This window comes from Aminobacter sp. LjRoot7, assembly GCF_964252895.1.
GTDB lineage: Bacteria > Pseudomonadota > Alphaproteobacteria > Rhizobiales > Rhizobiaceae > Aminobacter > Aminobacter aminovorans_B.
Map to the genome: position 1 here is coordinate 1,071,576 of NZ_CAXUPX020000001.1, position 20,397 is coordinate 1,091,972.

The 20,397-nt window shown below is 64.3% G+C and carries 21 protein-coding genes; 9 read left to right on the top strand and 12 right to left on the bottom strand.

Translation table 11 applies throughout. From position 1 onward, the window contains the following. Positions 1-86: 86 nt before the first annotated feature. The 3 genes from ACSQ3E_RS05185 (at position 87) to ACSQ3E_RS05195 (ending at position 2,511) form a co-directional block, all read left to right on the top strand. Complete coding sequence (locus ACSQ3E_RS05185) at positions 87-845, top strand: SDR family oxidoreductase (protein ID WP_436121854.1); 759 nt, start codon at positions 87-89, stop codon at positions 843-845. A 143-nt stretch (positions 846-988) separates the two neighbouring features. Beyond that, the gene (locus tag ACSQ3E_RS05190; protein WP_436121976.1) at positions 989-1,615 is read left to right on the top strand and encodes a flavodoxin family protein; all 627 of its coding nucleotides are present in this window, start codon (positions 989-991) and stop codon (positions 1,613-1,615) included. An 11-nt stretch (positions 1,616-1,626) separates the two neighbouring features. Continuing rightward, a complete protein-coding gene (locus ACSQ3E_RS05195) occupies positions 1,627-2,511 on the top strand; it encodes a sigma-70 family RNA polymerase sigma factor (protein WP_436121855.1) in 885 nt (294 codons plus the stop codon). A gap of 36 nt (positions 2,512-2,547) precedes the next feature. Here ACSQ3E_RS05195 and ACSQ3E_RS05200 read toward each other — a convergent pair whose 3' ends face one another. Together ACSQ3E_RS05200 and ACSQ3E_RS05205 are read right to left on the bottom strand one after the other, a co-directional pair. Continuing rightward, entirely contained in the window at positions 2,548-3,711 is a 1,164-nt protein-coding gene (locus tag ACSQ3E_RS05200) for an MFS transporter (protein ID WP_436121977.1), read from the bottom strand. Between the two features lie 147 nt (positions 3,712-3,858). Then, on the bottom strand, positions 3,859-4,686 hold the full coding sequence (locus tag ACSQ3E_RS05205) for an AraC family transcriptional regulator (RefSeq protein WP_436121856.1): 828 nt from the start codon (positions 4,684-4,686) through the stop codon (positions 3,859-3,861). Between the two features lie 91 nt (positions 4,687-4,777). Between ACSQ3E_RS05205 and ACSQ3E_RS05210 the strand changes: the two genes are divergently transcribed. Further along, positions 4,778-5,188 carry a DUF2000 family protein gene (locus ACSQ3E_RS05210; protein ID WP_436121857.1) on the top strand — a complete coding sequence of 137 codons (411 nt, stop codon included), beginning with the start codon at positions 4,778-4,780 and terminating at the stop codon, positions 5,186-5,188. A 47-nt stretch (positions 5,189-5,235) separates the two neighbouring features. Here the strand turns inward: ACSQ3E_RS05210 and ACSQ3E_RS05215 are convergent, their stop codons facing one another. Further along, a complete protein-coding gene (locus ACSQ3E_RS05215) occupies positions 5,236-6,429 on the bottom strand; it encodes a glycoside hydrolase family 5 protein (RefSeq protein WP_436121858.1) in 1,194 nt (397 codons plus the stop codon). A 237-nt stretch (positions 6,430-6,666) separates the two neighbouring features. On the opposite strand from ACSQ3E_RS05215, the gene rpsU reads away from it, so the two are divergent. The 5 genes from rpsU (at position 6,667) to ACSQ3E_RS05240 (ending at position 9,913) form a co-directional block, all read left to right on the top strand. Beyond that, positions 6,667-6,933, top strand: coding sequence for a 30S ribosomal protein S21 (gene rpsU, locus ACSQ3E_RS05220; RefSeq protein ID WP_067958156.1), 267 nt, complete (start codon positions 6,667-6,669; stop codon positions 6,931-6,933). Positions 6,934-7,082: 149 nt separating this feature from the next. After that, positions 7,083-7,922 (top strand): tetratricopeptide repeat protein, encoded by an 840-nt coding sequence (locus tag ACSQ3E_RS05225; RefSeq protein ID WP_409014602.1) that lies wholly within the window; start codon positions 7,083-7,085, stop codon positions 7,920-7,922. Between the two features lie 22 nt (positions 7,923-7,944). Then, positions 7,945-8,538, top strand: coding sequence for an NAD(P)H-dependent oxidoreductase (locus tag ACSQ3E_RS05230; RefSeq protein WP_436121859.1), 594 nt, complete (start codon positions 7,945-7,947; stop codon positions 8,536-8,538). A 68-nt stretch (positions 8,539-8,606) separates the two neighbouring features. Then, positions 8,607-9,083, top strand: a complete 477-nt coding sequence (locus tag ACSQ3E_RS05235; RefSeq protein ID WP_436121860.1) for a DUF992 domain-containing protein — start codon at positions 8,607-8,609, stop codon at positions 9,081-9,083. Between the two features lie 197 nt (positions 9,084-9,280). Continuing rightward, positions 9,281-9,913 carry a LysE family translocator gene (locus ACSQ3E_RS05240; protein WP_436121861.1) on the top strand — a complete coding sequence of 211 codons (633 nt, stop codon included), beginning with the start codon at positions 9,281-9,283 and terminating at the stop codon, positions 9,911-9,913. Here the strand turns inward: ACSQ3E_RS05240 and ACSQ3E_RS05245 are convergent. The 9 genes from ACSQ3E_RS05245 to ACSQ3E_RS05285 all read right to left on the bottom strand — a co-directional run bounded on the left by ACSQ3E_RS05245 (position 9,910) and on the right by ACSQ3E_RS05285 (position 20,258). Then, positions 9,910-10,968: a hypothetical protein gene (locus ACSQ3E_RS05245; RefSeq protein WP_436121862.1), complete on the bottom strand. Its 1,059-nt coding sequence runs from the start codon at positions 10,966-10,968 to the stop codon at positions 9,910-9,912. The two genes, ACSQ3E_RS05240 and ACSQ3E_RS05245, sit on opposite strands and share 4 nt — an antisense overlap. Further along, entirely contained in the window at positions 10,962-11,405 is a 444-nt protein-coding gene (locus ACSQ3E_RS05250; RefSeq protein ID WP_436121863.1) for a hypothetical protein, read from the bottom strand. The genes ACSQ3E_RS05245 and ACSQ3E_RS05250 overlap by 7 nt, the downstream gene beginning before the upstream one ends. A gap of 131 nt (positions 11,406-11,536) precedes the next feature. Next, entirely contained in the window at positions 11,537-12,934 is a 1,398-nt protein-coding gene (locus tag ACSQ3E_RS05255; protein ID WP_310322543.1) for an NAD(P)(+) transhydrogenase (Re/Si-specific) subunit beta, read from the bottom strand. Between the two features lies 1 nt (position 12,935). After that, positions 12,936-13,358: a proton-translocating transhydrogenase family protein gene (locus tag ACSQ3E_RS05260; protein ID WP_432288986.1), complete on the bottom strand. Its 423-nt coding sequence runs from the start codon at positions 13,356-13,358 to the stop codon at positions 12,936-12,938. Further along, positions 13,358-14,695 (bottom strand): Re/Si-specific NAD(P)(+) transhydrogenase subunit alpha, encoded by a 1,338-nt coding sequence (locus tag ACSQ3E_RS05265; protein WP_436121864.1) that lies wholly within the window; start codon positions 14,693-14,695, stop codon positions 13,358-13,360. Before ACSQ3E_RS05265 ends, ACSQ3E_RS05260 begins: the two co-directional genes overlap by 1 nt. A gap of 290 nt (positions 14,696-14,985) precedes the next feature. Beyond that, positions 14,986-15,234, bottom strand: a complete 249-nt coding sequence (locus ACSQ3E_RS05270) for an aa3-type cytochrome c oxidase subunit IV (RefSeq protein WP_310322547.1) — start codon at positions 15,232-15,234, stop codon at positions 14,986-14,988. Positions 15,235-15,651: 417 nt separating this feature from the next. After that, positions 15,652-16,965 carry an ABC transporter substrate-binding protein gene (locus ACSQ3E_RS05275; RefSeq protein ID WP_436121865.1) on the bottom strand — a complete coding sequence of 438 codons (1,314 nt, stop codon included), beginning with the start codon at positions 16,963-16,965 and terminating at the stop codon, positions 15,652-15,654. A gap of 47 nt (positions 16,966-17,012) precedes the next feature. Next, a complete protein-coding gene (locus ACSQ3E_RS05280; protein WP_310322551.1) occupies positions 17,013-17,792 on the bottom strand; it encodes an N-acyl amino acid synthase FeeM domain-containing protein in 780 nt (259 codons plus the stop codon). 156 nt (positions 17,793-17,948) lie between these two features. Next, complete coding sequence (locus tag ACSQ3E_RS05285; protein ID WP_310322553.1) at positions 17,949-20,258, bottom strand: putative bifunctional diguanylate cyclase/phosphodiesterase; 2,310 nt, start codon at positions 20,256-20,258, stop codon at positions 17,949-17,951. Positions 20,259-20,397: the final 139 nt, after the last annotated feature.

A 20,397-nucleotide genomic window follows, 5' to 3' on the forward strand; every position in this document is an offset into this window, starting at 1 on the left:
CACGTATCGGGTGGCTGGCGGTCACGCGAATTGCGACCTGTGCGTCAGAGCCGGACACCCCGGCCGAAACGCCCACAGGAGTAGACATGTTCGATCTGAATGGAAAAACCGCAATCATCACCGGAGCAAGCTCGGGCATCGGCCGCGCGACGGCGAAGCTGTTTGCGCGGCAAGGCGCGCGCCTGGTGCTCGCGGCACGTGGCGCCCCCGCATTGGAAGCGCTTGCCAAGGAAATCCGCGCCGAGGGCGGCCAGGCGGTGGCACTTGCCGGCGACGTCAGGGACGAAGGCTTTGCCCGCGCCCTTGTCGAGAAGGCGGAGAGCCAATTCGGCGGCCTCGACATTGCCTTCAACAATGTCGGCCTCGTCGGCGAGATGGGCCCGATCACCGGGCTGGAACTGGCAAGCTGGACCGAGGTGATGGAGACCAACCTGACCAGCGCCTATCTCGGCGCCAAGTACCAGATCCCGGCAATGCTGGAGCGTGGTGGTGGCTCGCTGATCTTCACCTCGACCTTCGTCGGTTACACCGCCGGCATGCCGGGCATGGCAGCCTATGCCGCGAGCAAGGCCGGGTTGATCGGACTGACGCAGGTACTGGCGGCGGAATATGGCGCGCAAGGCATCCGCGTGAATGCGCTGCTGCCCGGCGGCACCGACACGCCGATGGCGACCTTCAAGACTGCCGACGAGCGCGCCTTCGTCGAGGGGCTGCATGCGCTGAAGCGCATCGCCCAGCCCGAGGAGATCGCCCGCTCGGCACTCTACCTCGCCTCGGAAGCTTCGAGCTTCACCACGGGTGCAGCACTTCTTGCCGATGGCGGGGTGTCGATCAACCGGCTCTGACAGAGCCGGCCGCAGGCCGCGCCAAGGCGCGCGGCCTGAACGGTGGGCGAGTGCAATGCCGCCGCCAATTTCACCCGGCATGTCACGTTTTGCGACCCTGCCTTGTCATGACTTCTGTAACCAGCATCACAGAGGACATGGTCATGGACAACATTGCTGCCGCCAACGGCTCGACGCGCATCGCGATCGTCTACCACAGCGGCTTCGGCCATACGCGGCGCCAGGCAGAGGCCGTCGGAGCCGGCGTGCGTGAAGTCGACGGGGTCGACGCACTTGTGCTTCCAGTCGAGATCGTCGAGCGGCATTGGGACGACCTCAAGGCCGCGCAAGCAATCATCTTCGGCGCGCCGACCTACATGGGCGCCGCCTCTGCGCCGTTCAAAACCTTCGCCGAGGCAACCTCGAGGACCGTGATGGCCGAGGGCTATCTCTGGAAGGACAAGCTCGCGGCAGGCTTTACCAATTCGGGCGCACGGTCCGGGGACAAGCTGTCCACGCTGATCCAGTTGGCGCTGTTTGCCGCACAGCATGGCATGCACTGGATCAATCTCGACCTGCCTCCGTCAAACAGCTCCTCGACAGGATCGGAAGCCGACCTGAACAGGTTGGGCTTCTGGCTCGGAGCCGGTGCGCAGTCGAACACCGACGAAGGCCCGGATACGGCGCCACCCGAATCCGATCTCGCCACCGCCCGCCATCTGGGAAAGCGGGTCGCCAAGGCCGCACTGCAATTTGCGCGCGGGCGTGACGCCGTCCTGGCGCCGGCCTAGTTTGGCGCGCGATGAACGAGATTGCGTTGAGCACAACCTTCGCCGACCAGCGGCCGGGCCTTGTCCGGCTCGCCTATCGGATGCTGGGATCGATCGCCGATGCGGAGGATGTCGTGCACGACGCCTGGCTGCGCTGGCTCGCCGCTGATCGCAGCATGGTGGAGGAGCCGGCGGCCTATCTGCGCACCATCGTCACGCGCCTGTGCCTCAACGAGCTCAAGTCGACGAGGCGCCTGCGCGAGACCTACATCGGCCCCTGGCTGCCGGATCCCATCTTCGATCCCGACGACGGCGAGGCGGCGGACGACATCACGCTGCCCTTGATGATCGCGCTGGAACGCCTGTCGCCTCTGGAGCGGGCGGCGTTCCTGCTGCACGACGTGTTCGGGCTGAAGTTCGAGGCGGTGGCGGAAGCGATCGGGCGCGAAGCCGCCACCTGCCGCAAGCTCGCCAGCCGGGCGCGGACGCATATCCATGACGCCAGGCCACGCTTCACGATCCCCAGGGAAGAAGGCCTGCGTTTCGCCGCCGCCTTCTTCGATGCATCGAGGACAGGCGATCTCGCGGCATTGCGGACAATGCTCGCCGAGGACGTCGTTACCTACGCTGATGGTGGCGGCCAGGTTGCGGCGCCGTCACGACCCTTGGTCGGCATCGACGCCGTCATGGCACGCCATGCAAGCCTTGCGCGCCTGTTTGCCGTGCGTCCGTCACAGCTGATCCGCTACGCGATCATCGACGGCCTGCCGGGCTTCGTCACCATGGAAGAGGGAACGACGGTCCAGACGACGGCGCTCAACATCGAAGACGGAAAGGTCGTCGCGATCTATGTGACGCGCAATCCCGACAAGCTGCGCAATGTTCCTGATGTCGGCCAGCAGATCGCTGGAGCATGACCCGCGACCGGGATCATGCTCCAAACGCGATTGGCCTCAGGCCTTGCCCAGGCGCGCCGCTTTCATGTTGGGCAGGAACACGGTCAGCAGGCCCAGCATCGGCAGGAACGAGCACAGCTTGAAGACGTATTCGATGCCGCGCGAGTCGGCGATCACGCCCAGCACCGCGGCAGCAATGCCACCGATGCCGAAGGCGAAGCCGAAGAAGATACCGGCGATGAGGCCCACGCGGCCGGGCACCAGCTCCTGGGCGAAGACGACGATGGCCGAGAAGGCCGAGGCCAGGATCAGGCCGATGAGCACCGTCAGCACCTTGGTCCAGAACAGGTCGGCATAAGGCAGCATGATCGTGAACGGCAGCACGCCGAGGATCGAGAACCAGATCACCGTCTTGGCGCCGAAGCGGTCGCCGATCGGGCCGCCGAGGAAGGTGCCAAGCGCTGCCGCGCCGAGGAACAAGAACAGCAGGTACTGCGATTCTTGCACCGACACGCCGAAGCGCTCGATGACATAGAAGGTGTAGTAGCTCGACAGGCTGGCCGTGTAGGCCTGCTTGGAGCAGACCAGGATGGCGAGCACGACAAGCGCCGATATAACCTTGTTGCGCGGCAGCGGGTTGAACAGCGTGGGGGCCGCGCGCTTGGCGGCGCTGACGATGTGGCGGCTGTACCAGACGCTGACGCGGATCAGGACGACGATGCCGACCATGGCGGCGATGGAGAACCAGGCGATGCCGCCCTGCCCCAAAGGCACGACGATGAAGGCGGCAAGCAGCGGCCCGAGCGCCGAGCCGAAATTGCCGCCGACCTGGAACAGCGACTGGGCAAGGCCGAAGCGGCCACCAGAAGCGAGGCGCGCGACACGCGAGGATTCGGGATGGAAGATCGCCGAGCCAAGGCCGACGAAGGCCGAGCCGACGAGCAGCATCTCATAGCTGTGCGCGAAGGCCAGCGTGAGCAGGCCGATCAGCGTCAGGCACATGCCGACCGGCAGCGAGAACGGCAGCGGCTTCTTGTCGGTGTACATGCCGATGACCGGCTGCAGCAGCGACGCAGTGACCTGGAAGGTGGTGGTCAAAAGGCCGATCTGCCAGAAGTCGAGCTTATAGTCGTCCTTCAGCATCGGATAGAGCGACGAGATCAGCGACTGCATGACGTCGTTGAGGAAATGGCTGAAGCTGACCGCGAGAAGAATTGCCATCACCGTGCCATCGGCGGACGACGAACGGGCGGGCATGGCTGTATCGGTCACGGCAAAAACTCCGGGCGCATTTCAAGAGACAGGCTGACATAGACCCGCGGGGCCGCGCTTTCATGGTGCACGCGGCGGTACTGTGGGGGCCAGTTGTCAGCTGCTGCCGGCACCGGCAAGGGCGGCGAAGCGGCCTGGCGTGATGCCGAAACGGGCACGGAAATGACGCGTCATGTGGCTCTGGTCGGCGAATCCGGAGGCCGCAGCGACCTCGGCCAGCCCCTCGCCCGCAGCCATGCGGGAACGCGCGTGCGCCAGCCTGCGCCCGACGAGATAGCGATGTGGCGAGGTGCCGAGAAGCCGGCGGAAGGCGCGGGAAAGCTCGAAGCGGTCGAGGCCGGTGATGCGCTCGAGATCATCTGATGTCACCTGCCGGTCGAACTCCTCGGCGAGGAACGAACGTGCCGCGGCAATCTTTTCGACGGGCAACGCCGCCGCGCGCTGCGGCCTGGCATCGTCGCTGCGCCGGGCGAGGTGTGCTGCAACATCTGATATGAAGGCATCGGCCTGCAGCGGCTCCATCGGATTGGGGAAATCGGCGAAGGCGTCGTCGATCAGGGCGGCAAGCCCGGCGTCGCGCTCGACCACGCCCGGCACGAAGGGCAACAGGCTGTCGCGGCCGAGCGCCCGGCAGACGAGCCATGGCTCGATGTAGAGCATGCGGTAGGAAAAGCCCTCGGGCGCGCCGGCGTGGCCGTCATGCACCTCGTCGGGGTGGATGACCATGCACTCGTCCTGGACGCTGATCCTGTCGCTGCCGCGATAGCGGAAGGCCTGAGCGCCCGACAGCGTGTGGCCGACGGCATAGGTCTCGTGGCGGTGCGGGTCGTAGGCGTGGCCGCCGAAGCGCGCGACCAGGCGCTGCAGCCCGTGGACCGGTTCGTCGGTGGCGATGAAGTCTTCGGTCTTCGAAGAGGGGGACATCAAGCGGGGTCCGCGCTGGCTGAAACCGCAATGTCGTGGTCCCTGCACAAACGTTCAAGACCCCGGTGTCGGACACGGCTAGCCTTGGGCCATGATGTACCCGACCAAGACCGCCCTCATCCTCCTCGACGAACTCGCGCCCTGGCAGAAGGTGAATGTCGCAGCCTTCCTGACCGGCGGGCTGATGCACGGCTATCCCGAGATGGCCGGCGAACCCTACAAGGACAATGACGACAACTTCTATCTCGCGATGATCCGCGAGCCGGTCTTCGTCTATGGCGCGGACAGCCAGACGATACGGCGGACCTATGAGCGGGCGCGTTCGCGCGGCATGGCGTTTTCGATCTACACGCGACCGCTGTTTGTCACCAGCAACGACGCCGACAACCGCGCCTCGGTGGCGGCGACGCCGGCCGCCGAGCTCGACATTGTCGGCCTCGGCCTGCACGGCGACCGCAAGCTCGTCGACAAGGTCGTCAACGGGCTGAAGTTTTTGGCCTAGCGCAATTCCGGGAAAAGCGAGCCGCGGTTTTCCGTCCGGAATTGTGCTTAAGACGGCTGCTTGCCCGCAGCCAGTCGCTTGGAGATCGGCTCGAACTCCGATGTCGACTTGCGCTTGACCGGATCGGGCTCGTTCTTTTCCTGGGCTTCCCAGTATTTCCAGTTCACCTTGCCGGCGCCGAGCTCGTAGTCCATGCCGTCCCAGGCGTCCTCGCGGAAGCTGTAGAAAGCCCAGTGCAGCTTGTCCTCGTCGAGGTTGGTCAGCACGTCCTCGAGATATTGCTTGCAGAGCGGCAGGCGGCGCATGCAGCCGAACTCGCCGGCAACGACTCGGTTGCGGGCGATGCCGCGGCTGTCGGCCCAGTCGATCGGCTGGTCGAGATAGGCGCGGACGCGCTCGGCATCCCATTTCTCCTCGCCTTCGCCGTAAGGCACCTTGCCCGGATAGGCGTAGGGCTTGTCGCGCTTCATGTTGGGGGCGCTGGTCGCTGCATAGGGCTCGTACATGTGGAAGGAATAGAGCACGCGCTGGTCGGCGAGGCCCGCCGGCCAGTAGGAGAAAGCATCGGCCGCGCCATACCAGCCGGCGTCGGCCATGACGGGGGTCGTCGGGTCGACTTCGCGGATCGCCGCGATGACCGTCTCGTAGAAGGCCTTGAGGTCGCGCGAACTGCCGGCATTCCTGGTGTACCAGGCGCGCATCTCGGCGACGTTGGCGTGCTCGGCAAGCCCGCCTTCCTTTTCCGGCGCCGGCTCGTTGACGATGTTGTAGGCGGCAACCGCCGGATGGTCCTTGAGCTCCTTCGCCAGGTCGCGCCAGAAGTCGGCTGCCTGGGTCCAGTATTCCTTGTCGGCCCACAGGCGGCCGTCGAACTTCTTGTCGTTGTTCTGGGCCCAGCGCATGCCCGGCAGCGACAGCGGCGCGATCACCACCTTGAGGCCGGCCTTGTCGGCGCGGTCGAGCACGTCCTTCAGCGTCTTCACGTCGGAGGCGACGAGGCCGTCATACCTGTCGGCGGTGCCGATCAGGAAGTCGCGCTTTTCCGGCTTCCACTTGTCATAGGACAGCCGCACCCAGGTGGCGCCATAGCCGCGCAGCGCGTCGAAATAGGCCTGATCAGGCGGCAGCCGGTTGAAGCTGTTGCCGCCATGCTGCGGCTTGTCCCAGAAGCCGATGAGATCGGCCGCCTGGGCATGCGGAATGGCGGCGGCAAGCGCCAGGGCGAAGATCAGTGAGCGCATGGAATGCCTTGCATGTCGGGTCGGAAGATGGGAGAGGCTTCCTCGGCGACGAATGCGGCGGAAGTGCGCACCGCGGGCCGCCCGTTTCCCACAGTTCTCAGGAAACGCGGCCTTTGGAGTGGACAAGCAGGGCTGATTCTGCTATCTGCCGCCGACAATTCCCGGTGGAACCCATCGCGAAGGCATTCTGGCTATGGCCGGAACCTTCAGATTAGAACCCGAAAGACAGGATCACACGTGCAGGTACTCGTCCGCGATAACAATGTTGACCAGGCGCTTCGCGCGCTGAAGAAGAAAATGCAGCGCGAAGGCATCTTCCGTGAAATGAAGATGCGCGGTCACTACGAGAAGCCTTCTGAAAAGCGTGCTCGCGAAAAGGCTGAAGCCGTTCGCCGCGCCCGCAAGCTGGCCCGCAAGCGCGCCCAGCGCGAAGGCCTGCTGCCCAGCACGCCGCGCCCGGCAGCTGCTGCTGGTGCAGGCGCTGGCGCACGTCCGGCACGTTGATCTGCCAATCTTTGGTCCTTTTCGAAGGATAACGACAAGGTGGGGCGACCAAAAATCGCCGCCACCTTTTTGTTTTGTCCGGACGTCACCGGACGCGGCGCTCAAGCCGTAGAGGCGCAAGCGAGGGACACGCAGCGATGAATGCAGTCATGAGCAACCGCAACTCCGTGCTGCGCGGCGGCGCCATGACAGCTCTCGTGCTGGTCGCCATGGCCGTTGCCGGCTGCCAGTCGTCCGGCCCGGCCGGCGAGCTGACGCGCATCGACACCATGCAGGGCTCGAGCGAGAACATCTCGTCGCTGAGCGCCGTCATCTCGAGCAATCCCAACGATCCCGAAGCCTACAACGTGCGCGGCTCGGCCTATGGCCGTGGCGGCAAGTATCGCGAGGCTTTGGAGGACTTCGACCGGGCGCTGCAGCTCAACCCGAACTTCTACCAGGCCTATTCGAACCGGGCGCTGATCTACCGCTTCCAGGGCAACCAGGCCGCAGCACTGGCCGACTACAACAAGGCGATCCAGCTCAACGCGTCCTACGACGCCGCCTATATCGGCCGCGGCAATCTCTACCGCAAGGCAGGCCGCACCCAGGACGCCTTCGCCGATTTCCAGAAGGCGATCGAGCTCGACACCACCGACCCGCGCGCCTACCACAATCGCGGCCTGATCTATCAGCAGCAGGGCCAGCACGCCTTTGCCATCGAGGACTTCTCGAAGGCGATCTCGCTGTCGCCGGATGCCGCCGAGCCGTATAACGGCCGCGGCCTGTCCTATCTCGCCACCGGCGACGACGACAACGCCTTCGCCGACTTCAACATGGCGATCAAGCTCGATGGCAAGATCGCCGAGAGCTGGGCCAACCAGGCGCTGATCTACGAGCGCCGCGGCGACAAGGCCAAGGCCGCCAAGGCTTATGCCGAGGCAGTGCGCCTCGACCCCAACTACAAGCCGGCGGTCGACGGTCTCGCCCGCACGCGCGGCGGCGCCTGACCTTCTCCGACGAGGCACAGCCGTGAACTGCCTCGTCGTCCTGTCGCATCCGCTGCCCGAGAGCCTGAACCGGCACTTCGCCGACACGGCGATTGCCGCGCTCACCAGTGCCGGCCACAAGGTCGAGCTGCTCGACCTCTACCGCACAGACTTCGACCCGCGCCTGACGCCCGCCGAGCGTGGCTCCTATTATGGCGAGCGCTTCGACGCGGCCGCACTCGAGGCCCATGCTCAAGCCCTGCGCGAGGCGGCGGTGTTGGTGCTGGTGTTCCCGACCTGGTGGTTCGGCCTGCCGGCGATGCTGAAGGGTTGGGTCGATCGGGTGTTCGCCCCCGGCATCGCCTTCGACCACGCCACTGATTTCGGCCCGATCAAGCCGCTGCTCGGCAAGCTGCGCCATGTCGTGGCCATCACCACGCTGGGCAGCCCGTGGTGGATCGACCGGCTGATCATGCACCGTCCGGTGCGCCGCATCCTTAAATGGGGTGTGTTCAAGGCCTGCGCGCCGAAGGCCCGCTTCGCCATGCTGTCGTTTTATGCCGCAGAAAAGCCGCAGCCAGAGCGCGTGATGCGTTTCGCCGACGAGATTCGCCGGCGATTGCGTGAGATCGGCTAGCCGCCCCGGAGGGAACCTTTCAGCGGCTATGCGGTTGATATCGCTTCATGCCTGAAAGGATTCCGCCCATGAAAAAGCTTGCCATCCTCGCCCTTGCCCTCGTGCCGTTTGCGGCACCTGCCCACGCGCAGTTCGGCGCCAAGCTCGGCATGCTCAGCTGCACCGTGAACGGCGGCACCGGCTTCATCATCGGCTCGAGCAAGGACATGCAGTGCACGTTCACGCCGGCCTTTGGCAACCGCGCGCAGGAGATCTATTCCGGCCGCATCAACAAATATGGCGTCGACATCGGCACCACGACCGGCGGCGCGCTGGAGTGGCTGGTGCTGGCCCCGAGCCGCGACGTCTATGACCCGGGCGGCCTCGCCGGCAACTATCTCGGCGCAACGGCCGAAGCGACAGTCGCCGTCGGCCTCGGCGCTAACGTGCTTGTCGGCGGCTCCAGCCGCTCGATCGCGCTCCAGCCCGTCAGCCTGACCAACCAGACCGGCCTCAACGCCGCAGTCGCCATCGGCGCGCTGCAGCTGACGGCGCCGCTGAAGTAACAGCCGTCTTGACACCTAGACATGCCGGGTGCGGGAGGACTTTCCCGTGCCCGGCATTTTTGCGCCGCCAATCTCAGAGAAGGCGAGGCACAGGGTCCCGCTGTCGCAATCGTTGGCCCTCGCCTGCCCTCTTTCAAGCCAGGCAATTTCCCGGCATCTCTTCGCCAGCTGGACGGCCAGCTCCGGAGGGAACGCGCATGCCCGAGACAGCCAGCCTCATCGCATTTGCCGCCATTGCCCTTGGCATGGTGCTGACACCAGGCCCCAACATGATCTACCTGGTGTCGCGTTCGCTCAGCCAGGGTCCTAGGGCCGGCCTGATCTCGCTCGGCGGGGTGGCGCTCGGCTTCGTCGTCTACATGCTCTGCGCCGCCTTCGGCATCACGGCGCTGATATTCGCCGTGCCCTATGCCTATGACGCCATCCGCTTCGCCGGTGCCGCCTACCTGCTCTGGCTCGCCTGGCAGGCGATCCGCCCGGGCGGCCGCTCGCCGTTCCACGTCCGTGCATTGCCGAAGGATAGTCCGCGCAAGCTGTTCGCCATGGGCTTCTTCACCAACCTGTTCAATCCCAAGGTCGCGGTGTTCTATCTGTCGCTGCTGCCGCAGTTCATCGACCCGGCGGCCGGCAACGTGCTGGCCCAGTTGCTGCTGCTCGGCACGATCCAGATCTGCATCAGCGTCTCGGTCAATGCGATGATCGCGCTGTCGGCGGGGTCGATCTCGACCTTCCTCGCCAACAATCCCGGCTGGGTCGCGGTGCAGCGCTGGCTGATGGGCACGGTGTTGGCCGGCATGGCCGTGAAGATGGCAACCGAAGCCCAGCGCTAGACTGTCGGGCTCGCAGGCTTCCCGCGCCGGCGGACAGTCGGCTTTGGCGCGGGCGGAACGGGGTCAGCCTCGCGGCCGAGGTCGACGGCGTCGCGCAACACGTCGAGATGGCTGCGCGGCCCGCGTTCGCCCGATGGCAACACCTCCCAACCCTCAGCAGCGGTCGACCAGTAATTGGTGTGGGTGAAGATGCGACCGAGCGCCCAGTTCAGGCTGACCTGGACGTTGAGGATGCCGGGGCCGAAATTCTCGACCAGTGGGCCGGAGATCGGATCGCCGGTCAGCCAGCCATTGCCCTTGTCGTGGATGTTGGTCCAGCGCGTGGCGGAAAAGACCGCCGCGTGATGCGGGTATTTCGGTGAGCGCGAGGGATAGAGGATGTTGGGGTTCTTGCCCTCCGACACCGGTGGGCAGGTCGACAGCAGCCGCTCGTCGACCGCCTTCGCGAAGTCGGCGGCATTGTGGGTGACCAGGAATTCGGCATGGGTGAGCGGGCTGCCGAAGGTGACGAAGTCGCTGACCTTCCAGCTGTCGAGCTTGTCCGACGGGGCGGTGCGCAGCTGCCGGTAGAGCTGCCATTGCAGGCCGCGAAATTCAGCCAGCTCTGCGGAATCCATCGTGACCTTGGCCCGCTCGGCGCTGTCGATCGGGAGCGCCTTCTTGCCGACCGCGCGGAATGCCTTGAGCAGCTCCGGCTCGGTGCGGTTGTTGCGGCCGCTCGGCGCGCGCTCAGCCCACAGCAGCTGCAATATGTCATAAGCGACGATGGTGCCCAGGCTGTGGGCAACGACGACGATGCGGTCATAGGCCGGGTCGTCGTTCAGCCCGCGCAGCAGCGCAAGCCCCCTCTCCCGAACCTCGGTGCGCTTGGCGATGGTGTCGGGCTCGGCCCGGACGTAAATCGCGACGTCGCCGAAATAAGGCAGCAGGAACTGGCTGACCAGCCAGCCGACGGCGACAGCGGCGATGCTCCACACCCAGCCGGGGAAGAGCACCTTGCCCAGCCCGAACCACTCGATCAGGTTGGGCACGATTAGTAGCGTGGCGATCAGCACTGCCCCCCCCAGGCGGCGATGTAGAGCCGCCGCGCGTCCACGGGCACATCGGACCATTTGCGCAGCAGAAGGCCCTTCACCCAGGCCACAAGGCGCTGGACGGTGGTGCCTTGGGTGATGTCGGACCAGTAGAGCTCGTAGAACTCGGTGCGCCGGCCGTTAACGTCATCGGGTGTGGTGATGCGGCGCAGCTCGTAGGAGCGCGCCCGCCTGTCGGGATGCACCCAGCTCTTGTTGATCAGGCCATCACCGTCGGGATCCGGCTTGCGCGCGCCGAACTTGCCTTCCGTCCGGCTGAGGTCGGAGCTCCAGACGGCACTGACGAAGCTGCGGATGGTGTCCATCGGACGCTGCTCGCCCATACCGTGGACGATGACCACTGCCTGGCGCGCATTGTCGCTGGCCGCAGGCCGTTTTGGTGCGGGGCTGACATTCATCGCAATTCCCCCTGACAAGAGCGAAGACTATTCAGCAGACAGCGTCAGGGTATGCCAGTTCAGGGCAACAAAAAAGCCCGGGCTATGCCGGGCTTTTGTTTGTCTTGGGTGTGGATGGTTGAGCTGTTGGCTCAGTGATCCATGGCCTTGACGATTTCTTCGGTCATCTTCTTGGCGTCGCCGAGCAGCATCATGGTGCCGTCCTTGTAGAACAGCGTGTTGTCGATGCCGGCATAACCTGAACCGAGCGAGCGCTTGACGAACAGGCAGGTGCGGGCCTTGTCGACGTCGAGGATCGGCATGCCATAGATCGGCGAGCTCTTGTCGTCACGCGCCGACGGGTTGGTGACGTCGTTGGCGCCGATGACGTAGGCGACGTCGGCCTGCGAGAACTCGCTGTTGATGTCTTCGAGCTCGAAGACCTCGTCGTAGGGCACGTTGGCCTCGGCGAGCAGCACGTTCATGTGGCCGGGCATGCGGCCGGCGACAGGGTGGATGGCGTATTTGACTTCGACGCCATTGGCCTTGAGCTTGTCGGCCATCTCGCGCAGCGCATGCTGGGCCTGGGCCACAGCCATGCCGTAGCCCGGCACGATGATGACCTTCTGGGCGTTCATCATCAGGTACGCCGCGTCGTCGGCAGCGCCCGTCTTGACCGTGCGCTGGATGCCGTCGTCGACAGCTGCCGCCGTCTCGCCGCCGAAGCCGCCAAGGATGACCGAGATGAACGAGCGGTTCATGCCCTTGCACATGATGTAGGACAGGATCGCACCAGACGAGCCAACCAGCGCACCGGTGATGATCAGTGCGAGGTTGCCGAGCGTGAAGCCGAGGGCTGCTGCCGCCCAACCCGAATAGGAGTTGAGCATGGACACGACCACCGGCATGTCGGCGCCGCCGATCGGGATGATCAAGAGCACGCCGAGGACAAGCGAGAGCGCCACGATCAGCCAGAAGATGGTGGTCGACTGGGTGGTGACCAGCAGCACGATCAGCACGACCAGGCCGATGCCGAGTGCTGCGTTGATCAGGTGGCGGGCCGGCAGCATGATCGGCTTGCCCGACATGCGGCCATCGAGCTTGAGGAAGGCGATGACCGAGCCGGTGAAGGTGATGGCGCCGATGGCAACGCCAAGGCTCATCTCGACCAGCGCCTGGCCATGGATGGCGCCGACGGCACCGATGCCGAAGCTTTCGGGTGCATAGATCGCGGCGGCGGCCACCATGACGGCGGCCATGCCGACGAGGCTGTGGAAGGCAGCGACCAGCTGCGGCATCGAGGTCATGGCGATGCGCCGTGCGGTAACCGCACCGACACCGCCGCCAATGGCGAGGCCGAGCACGATCAAGCCGAGGCCGGTCGCGGACGGCTTGGCCAGCGCCAGCGTGGTGACGATGGCAATACCCATGCCAACCATGCCGTAGGTGTTGCCCTTGCGGGACGTGGTCGGATGCGACAGGCCGCGCAAGGCCAGGATGAACAGGATGCCGGAGACGAGGTAGAGGAAGGAAGCGAGGTTCAGGGTCACGTCACTTGTCCTTCTTCTTGTACATCGCCAGCATGCGCTGGGTGACGAGGAAGCCGCCGAAGATGTTGACCGAGGCCAGCACCAGGGCGACGAAGCCGAAGCCGGTGGCAAGGCCGGAGGCGGCGATGCCGACGGCGAGCAGCGCACCGACGACGATGACCGAGGAGATGGCGTTGGTGACGGCCATCAAAGGCGTGTGCAGGGCCGGTGTCACCGACCAGACGACGTAATAGCCGACGAAGATCGCCAGAACGAAGATGGCGAAGCGGAACACGAACGGGTCGATCGCACCGCCTGACACAGCATGCGCCGCATTGCCGGCAGCTTCCGCCGCACCTTCTGATGTGGCGAGATCCTGGACGCCGAGCCGGACGGCGGCGACCGCCTGGTCGAGCTGGTCGAGGGCTTTTTGAAGACCTTCCATCACGCGTCTCCCTCAGATGACGTCTTGGCGCCGGCGCTTGAGGCCGGCTTCTTGGCAGCGGGCTTTTTCGCAGCGGCCGGTTTGTCCGATTTGGCGGCGGGTTTCTTCGCTGCTGCCTTGGCAGGTGCAGCACCATCGCTCGCCGGATCGTCGCCGCGGTTCTGGCCGGCAACGATCGGTTTTGGCTTGTCCGCTGCCGCAGCCGCATTGGCGAAGTTCGGGTGCACCACCTTGCCGCCGTCGGTCAGCATGGTTGCCTTGACCAGCTCATCATCGCGGTTGATGGCGATCTGCTTCGAGGTCTTGTCGACCATGGTCTCGAGGAAGGCGAACAGGTTCTTGGCGTAAAGCAGCGAGGCGGACGCCGCGACCCGTCCCGGCACGTTGAGATGGCCGACGATCTTTGCCCCATTGGCTGTGGTGACGACCTTGCCCGGCACCGCACCCTCGACATTGCCGCCGCGCTCGACGGCGAGGTCGACAAGCACCGAACCCGGCTTCATCGAGGCAACCATCTGGGCCGACACCAGCTTCGGCGCCGGACGGCCCGGGATCAGTGCGGTGGTAATGACGATGTCCTGCTTGGCGATGTGCTCGGCGGTCAAAGCCGCCTGCTTCGCCTGGTACTCCTTGGACATCTCCTTGGCGTAGCCGCCAGCGGTCTCGGCGGCCTTGAACTCCTCGTCCTCGACGGCGAGGAACTTTGCGCCGAGCGAGGCGACCTGCTCCTTCACAGCCGGACGCACGTCGGTGGCAGTCACGATCGCGCCCATGCGGCGGGCCGTGGCGATCGCCTGCAGGCCGGCAACGCCGACGCCCATGATGAACACCTTTGCTGCCGGCACCGTGCCGGCCGCCGTCATCATCATCGGCAGCGCCCGGTCATATTCGGCGGCACCGTCGATGACTGCCTGGTAACCGGCGAGGTTGGCCTGCGACGACAGCACGTCCATCACCTGGGCACGGGTGATGCGCGGCATGAACTCCATGGCGAACGCCGTCACACCGGCCTTGGCCATCGCCGCCACAGCGGCCTCGTTGCCATAGGGATCCATGGTGGCCAGCACGGCGGCACCTTGCTTGTAGCCCTTGACCTCGGCCTCCGAAGGACGGCGCACCTTCAGCACGACATCGGCCTTGGCGGCATCGCCGGCTTTGCCGATCACCGCCCCCACCGCCGCATAATCGGCATCGGGAATGCGCGACAAGGTGCCAGCCCCCGCCTCGACAACAACGGCAAAACCAAGACCCACAAGGCGTTTCACCGTATCCGGCGAAGCCCCTACACGGCTCTCAATCGCATCCAACTCTCTGGGTATGAATATCGTCTGGCCCACCGTGACGTCCTTTCGGTTGGAACCTTACCAAACGTAAAGTGCCGGACGCACACAGACGCGTCGGCGCCTTACCAACGAAATCTACTGGGGTAGTGACGAAAGAGACCGCCGACGCACCCGTACCAAAAACTTATCAGGACCATGCCCTGCCGGGCGCTTCGCCGGCAAGGTTATTGCGTGCAGCCGCTTTTGGTCCACGCTCTTCGCAGGAAGATCGTCGGTTCAGCTTCGACCGGAAATTGGCCGTGACACGAACCGGCGCGGGAACCCGGCGGCTGCCAGGAAATCAATCAGCGAATGTGGGTCGGTACGTCACGCAGCAGGAAGCCGCCGACGCCGCAGATGATCAGGAACAGCACGAGGCTGGAGAAGAAGCCCGCCGGCGTGAAGAAGCCGAATGCCATGGCGATCATCAGCGCGACGCAGAACAGCGTGCCGTATTTGGACAGCATAATGAACATCGAATAGGTTTTCTCGTGCTCGGCGTAGTCCATCTGCGCGCCAAGTTCGATCGGGCCGGTCGGCGTGGTATCAGCCATGAGAGTCCCCTCCGGAAAACGAGTTCAAGGGCACATACCTAAATGCGCGCTGCAGGGCAATGGAAAGATTGCCCCTTTGGCTGCGACAAGATTATCAATCCCCAACGGGGAAATAAATGCTCATTTGATCAAATGCAGCCGTTTGTGGCGAAAGCGATGACTGAAATCGCGATGTCGGGATGGCGATGGCGGCGAAAGCTGGACGGCTGGTTGCGCGGAGTGATGCCTGGGCGCGGGCAAAAGGCTGGAACGGGGTCCGTTCACGGTGGTTCAGGCCAGAGCCTGCGGATTTCCGACAAGAGCGGCGCCGGGCTCCGGGCTGTCCGAGGATGGCGAGAACAAGCGCCCTGCCCCACCAAGCCCGGGGAACGCCACAGCGATCGTCAACGCCGATCACCGCCTGCGGGAAACAGGGCGCTAATTCTTGCAGGCTTCGTTGAGCGGCCAGGGCGCATGCGCGGCTGCAAACTTGCTGGCTTCCTGGTCGACCAGAGGTGCCACCATCTCCCGGTCGGCAGTCAGCGGGTGCGATGCCTTGACGAAGCGGCTGCCGTCCCAGTGCAGCAGCCAGGCACTGCCATTGCCGGCGTGGTTGGCGCAGGAAGTTGAGAATGGGCCGATCATGCCGGTCATGCCGAGCGCCGCCAGCCGGGCGTCGTCGATCTTGAGGTTCTCGAGGCCCCAGCGCATCTGCTCGCCGCTGATCAGCCTTTTGTCGAAATGCTCTTGCGCCGCCTTGATCGCCTCGGCCGAGAGCATCGAGATCAAGACGCCGCGCTGATAGAACAGCTTGTCGAGCGCCTCGACCGGTGTCTGCGACTTGCCCGCGTCGATGACGTATTTGCGGATGTCCTTCATCGCCTCGGCATCCGGCGCGGGCAGGTTCCATGACAGGGCGCGATAGCCCTTGGCCGCCTCGCCCACCGCCTTCAGGTCGTCATCATGGGCCGACCACCAGATACCGACGAGCTTGTCCATGGCAAAGCCCGATTTCACCGCCTCGGCCAAGGCACCCGCGTTCATCGCGCCCCAGCCCCACAGCAACACGAAATCCGCGCGTTCGGCCTTGATCTTTGCCCATTGCGCGGACTGGCTCTGCATCTCCTTGGCCGCTACCGGCACGGGCAGCAGCGTGAAGTCAAAACTGTCGGCATAGGCCTGGAGAAGCGGGATCGGCTCCTCGCCATAATGACCATCGAGATGCAAAAGCACGATCTTCTTGCCGCGCAGAGTGTCGAGGTCGTCGCCCGATATGCCCTTGAGCATCATCGAGGCACCGTCCCAGTAGCTGACTGGCGGATTGAAGGCCCAGGGAAAACGCTTGCCGTCCGCCATGGCCGAAAAGCCGTAGCCCGGGGCCAGCAGAGGCACCTTGTCGGCGCTGGCCTTCGGCAGCAGTTCAAGCGTGATGGCGGGCGACCAGGGCTGGGTGACCAGGCTCGACGCCTTGGCCTTGTCGTAGCACTCCACCGCCTTGTCGACGCTGAAGCCGGTCTCGCACTCGTCATAGTTCAGTTTGATGCCGTTGATGCCACCGTCGCGCTCGTTGAGCATCAGCATGTAGTCGCGCTGGCCGTCCATAAGCGGCACACCCGCATCAGCGAACGGCCCGGTGCGGAAGGTCATGTTGGCGATGGCGAGCGTGTCTTCGGCGGCATGCAATGGTGCGGGCAGGATCAGCCCGAGCAGCAGCGCGGCCCGCAACAGGTGCTTGATAACAGTCGTCGTCATTGTGCCCGCAGAGTCCGGATTACAGTGCCGCCGACCTTACGCGAAGCTCAGGCGGCTTCGCGAAAATATTTTGCCGTCGGCAGGATGGTCAGCGGGGCGAGCTCGCCCATCGGCTGCCTGCCGAACATCAGCCGCTGTTCCATCGGCGTCGACTTGAAGAAGGGGAAACGCTGGAAGGAGCGCTCGCGAATGCTGTTGACGTCGGCGCGGTAGAGCACGACCTGGTAGTTGAGGCCGGGATAGTCGCGCAGTTCGCCGATCTGCTCAGACTTGTAGATGCGGCGGTAGAAGCCGGCATGCTCGGGGCGGATGGTCGACAGGCAGTAAGGCGCGTCGAAATAGAAGCAGGCCATGCCGGCAAGACGCAGCGTGAGATAGGGGATCTGCGGATAGACACGCGACCAGTCCGGATCGGCAGCGAAGCGGCTGGGGTCGACGAAATTGGCGCCTGCTGCCAGTTGGGGACGCAGGATGTCGCCATAGACGGTCGTCGACGGCGACGCCGGCGTTTCGCGGCAGGCATGATGGATGCGCAGCGTGCTGACAAGTTGGCCATCGATGTAGATGCCGAACTTGTAGCAGTTCTCGGCATCGTCGAGGTCGTCATGGATGATGTGGTTGGGGTTTTCCGACACCATGTCGCTCAGCCGGTACGACTTGTAGCGGAGGCGGTAGATGTCCTCGAGGTCCTCGCCCTTGTCGCAGCGCCGGTATTCGGCCCGCTCGAGCAGACTTGAGACGTGGCTCGCGAAACTCGAGCCCTCACCGGACACACTGCTGCTCTGAACGTCGGCGTCACCGCCGGACGTCGCTTTATGGATCGTCATGGTATTCCCCGTACTTCCGCCCAATCGAAGGGTAGCGGAGGCCGGATTGATGTAAAGATAAAATTCAAAATGTTCCTATTTACCTTCCATTAAGGTTAACAATTAATGGATAAACAAGCGTTTTTGCCAGTTGGGCAACCTGCCCTTCCGCTTACTTCAACGACGGGCTGAAATGCGTGCGAGACCGATGTCCTTGGCAAATGGCCAGACGGTGTTGGACATGGTTTCAATGCCGGACGACGACAGCGCCGAACCGAACAGGAAGCCCTGAACGAGGTCGGGATGGACCTCGACGGCGAGGATCTTGAGCTGCTCGAAGGTCTCGACGCCTTCGACGGTGACCGACAGGCCGAGCGGGCGCGACAGGTCGACGATACCCTTCAGGAGCTTCAGCGAACGCGGGTTCTGCGCGACGTCAGCCAGGAAGCTGCGGTCGATCTTGACCTTGTCGAGCGGCAGCTTGTGCAGATAGCTCAGGCTGGAATAGCCGGTGCCGAAATCGTCGAGCGCGATGCGCACGCCGAGCGCCTTGAGTTCCTCGATGTAGCTGCGCGTCGACGACTTGTCGTCGAGCAGCGCCGTCTCGGTGACCTCGATTTCGAGGCGATGTGGTGCGAGGCCTGAAGCCGAAAGCGCGTCCCGCACCTTCTCGACGACATCGCGGTCGCGGAAATCCTTGGCGGACAGATTGACCGACACGCCGATCGGCGCAGGCCATTTGGCGCATTCGGCGCAGGCCGCCTGCAGTACGAAGGTGCTGATGTCGGAGATGATGCCCATCTCTTCGGCCAGCGGAATGAAGGTTGCGGGCGAAACCGGGCCGAGTTCGGGATGATCCCAGCGGCACAGAGCCTCGCAGCTGGCGATGCGCATCGTGCTCATCGACACGATCGGCTGGTAGACGACGCGCAAGGCGCGTGCCTCGACCGCATTGCGCAGATCGGCCTTCATCAGCTGGCGGTTGCGGAAGGCGGCATCCATCACCGCCTCGAACAGCTGCCAGCTGTTCTTGCCGGATTCCTTGGCCTTGTAGAGCGCAAGGTCGGCCTTGACGATCATCGCGTCGACGTTGGATTCGCGCACCTTACCGAGCACGGCGCCACCGCTGGCCTGGATGCGCAGAACATGGCCGGCGACATCGACCTCGCCCTGCAATTCGGCGAACATCCGGTCGAGCATCAGCCTGAGATGGCTCTCGTCGTCGACCTTGTCGAAATAGATCATGAACTCGTCGCCGCCGAAGCGGCTGACCTTGACGGTGTCGGAGGCGAACGCCGCCAGGCGCTCGGCGACGGCGTAGATGAGGCCGTCGCCGACAGGATGGCCAAGCGTGTCGTTGACGCTCTTGAAGTCGTCGAGATCGAGCACGGCAAGCGCGCAGAGCCGCTCGCGGTCGCCGGAGAGAACGCATTCGGCCGCCACTTCATGGAAGTAAGCGCGGTTGGGCAGTCCGGTCAGGCCGTCATAGCGGGCCATGAAACGGATCTTCTCCTCGGCGGCGACACGCGCCGTGACGTCCTCGAAGGTGATGACGCCGAGTTCCTGGCTGCCTTCGCGCGCCGAGAACTCCAGGCACTGGCCGTTGGCGAGCGAGACCAGGACCTTGCGGTCCCGGCCCTCGCGCAGCGCGCGCGTTAGCTGTGCCTCGATGTAGCGGCAGTCCTTGAGCGCAAGCTGGCCACCGGCGACGCCGCGCATCAGCAGGCCGTGGATCGAGCGGCCGAGCAGCGCTTCCGGCGACTTGACCGACATCAGATGCGCGGCTTCCGCATTGGCAACGGCCACGCGACCGTCGGGGCCGAGCATGACCAGGCCGTGCGACATGGTGTTGAGGGCGCGGTTAAAGCGCTGGGCGAGCCGGTTTGCTTTCTTCTCCTCCGACACTGCAGTGAACAGCACGTCGCGCACAGTGTCGGCGAATTTGCGGATGGCGTAGAGGAACGGCGCCGACAGCAGGCCAAGGAAGACGTGGTAGAAATCACCTCGCAAAAGGAAGCCGAGCGAGATCGCCCAGGTCATGGTGACGGTGAAGATCATCACCATGCGCGGCGAGCCGTAATTGCGGCCGGCAATCGAGGTCGCCGAGGCCAGCGTCACGCAGACGGAGGCGATTTCGGCGAAAGGATCATACGCGAAATAGATGCCGGCCAGGCAGAACGAGCCCAGCGCCATGCCATGCAGGGTGCCGTAAAGGATGTAGTCGTTTTCGCGCTTGTGCGCTTCCTCCCACGTCGTGGCAGCCGGCAAGCTGTTGTATTTGCGGAAGTTTCGCATGCGCAACGTGGCGACGAGCACCATGAACAGCGCAACGACGAGATAGAGCGGGTGAGCGGTTTTCCACCAGACGACGCCGATCAGGACGGTCTGCGCAACCATACCAACAGCCAACGTCGCGCCATCGCGGAAAAGCGTTTCCACGAAGGGGATGTAGACGTCGACGGGTATCTCGTTGTTTCTTCTGCGCATCCGAGGCCTGCCTAGGAGGCCAAGGACTGCCACATCCACCTTAAGAAAGGCTTAGAAAGCCCGCACTTATGTGCCCGGAACGCTGCTCAATCGTGCACCACAACTTCTAATTTAGGTTCAGGTAAACAAGTCGTATCAC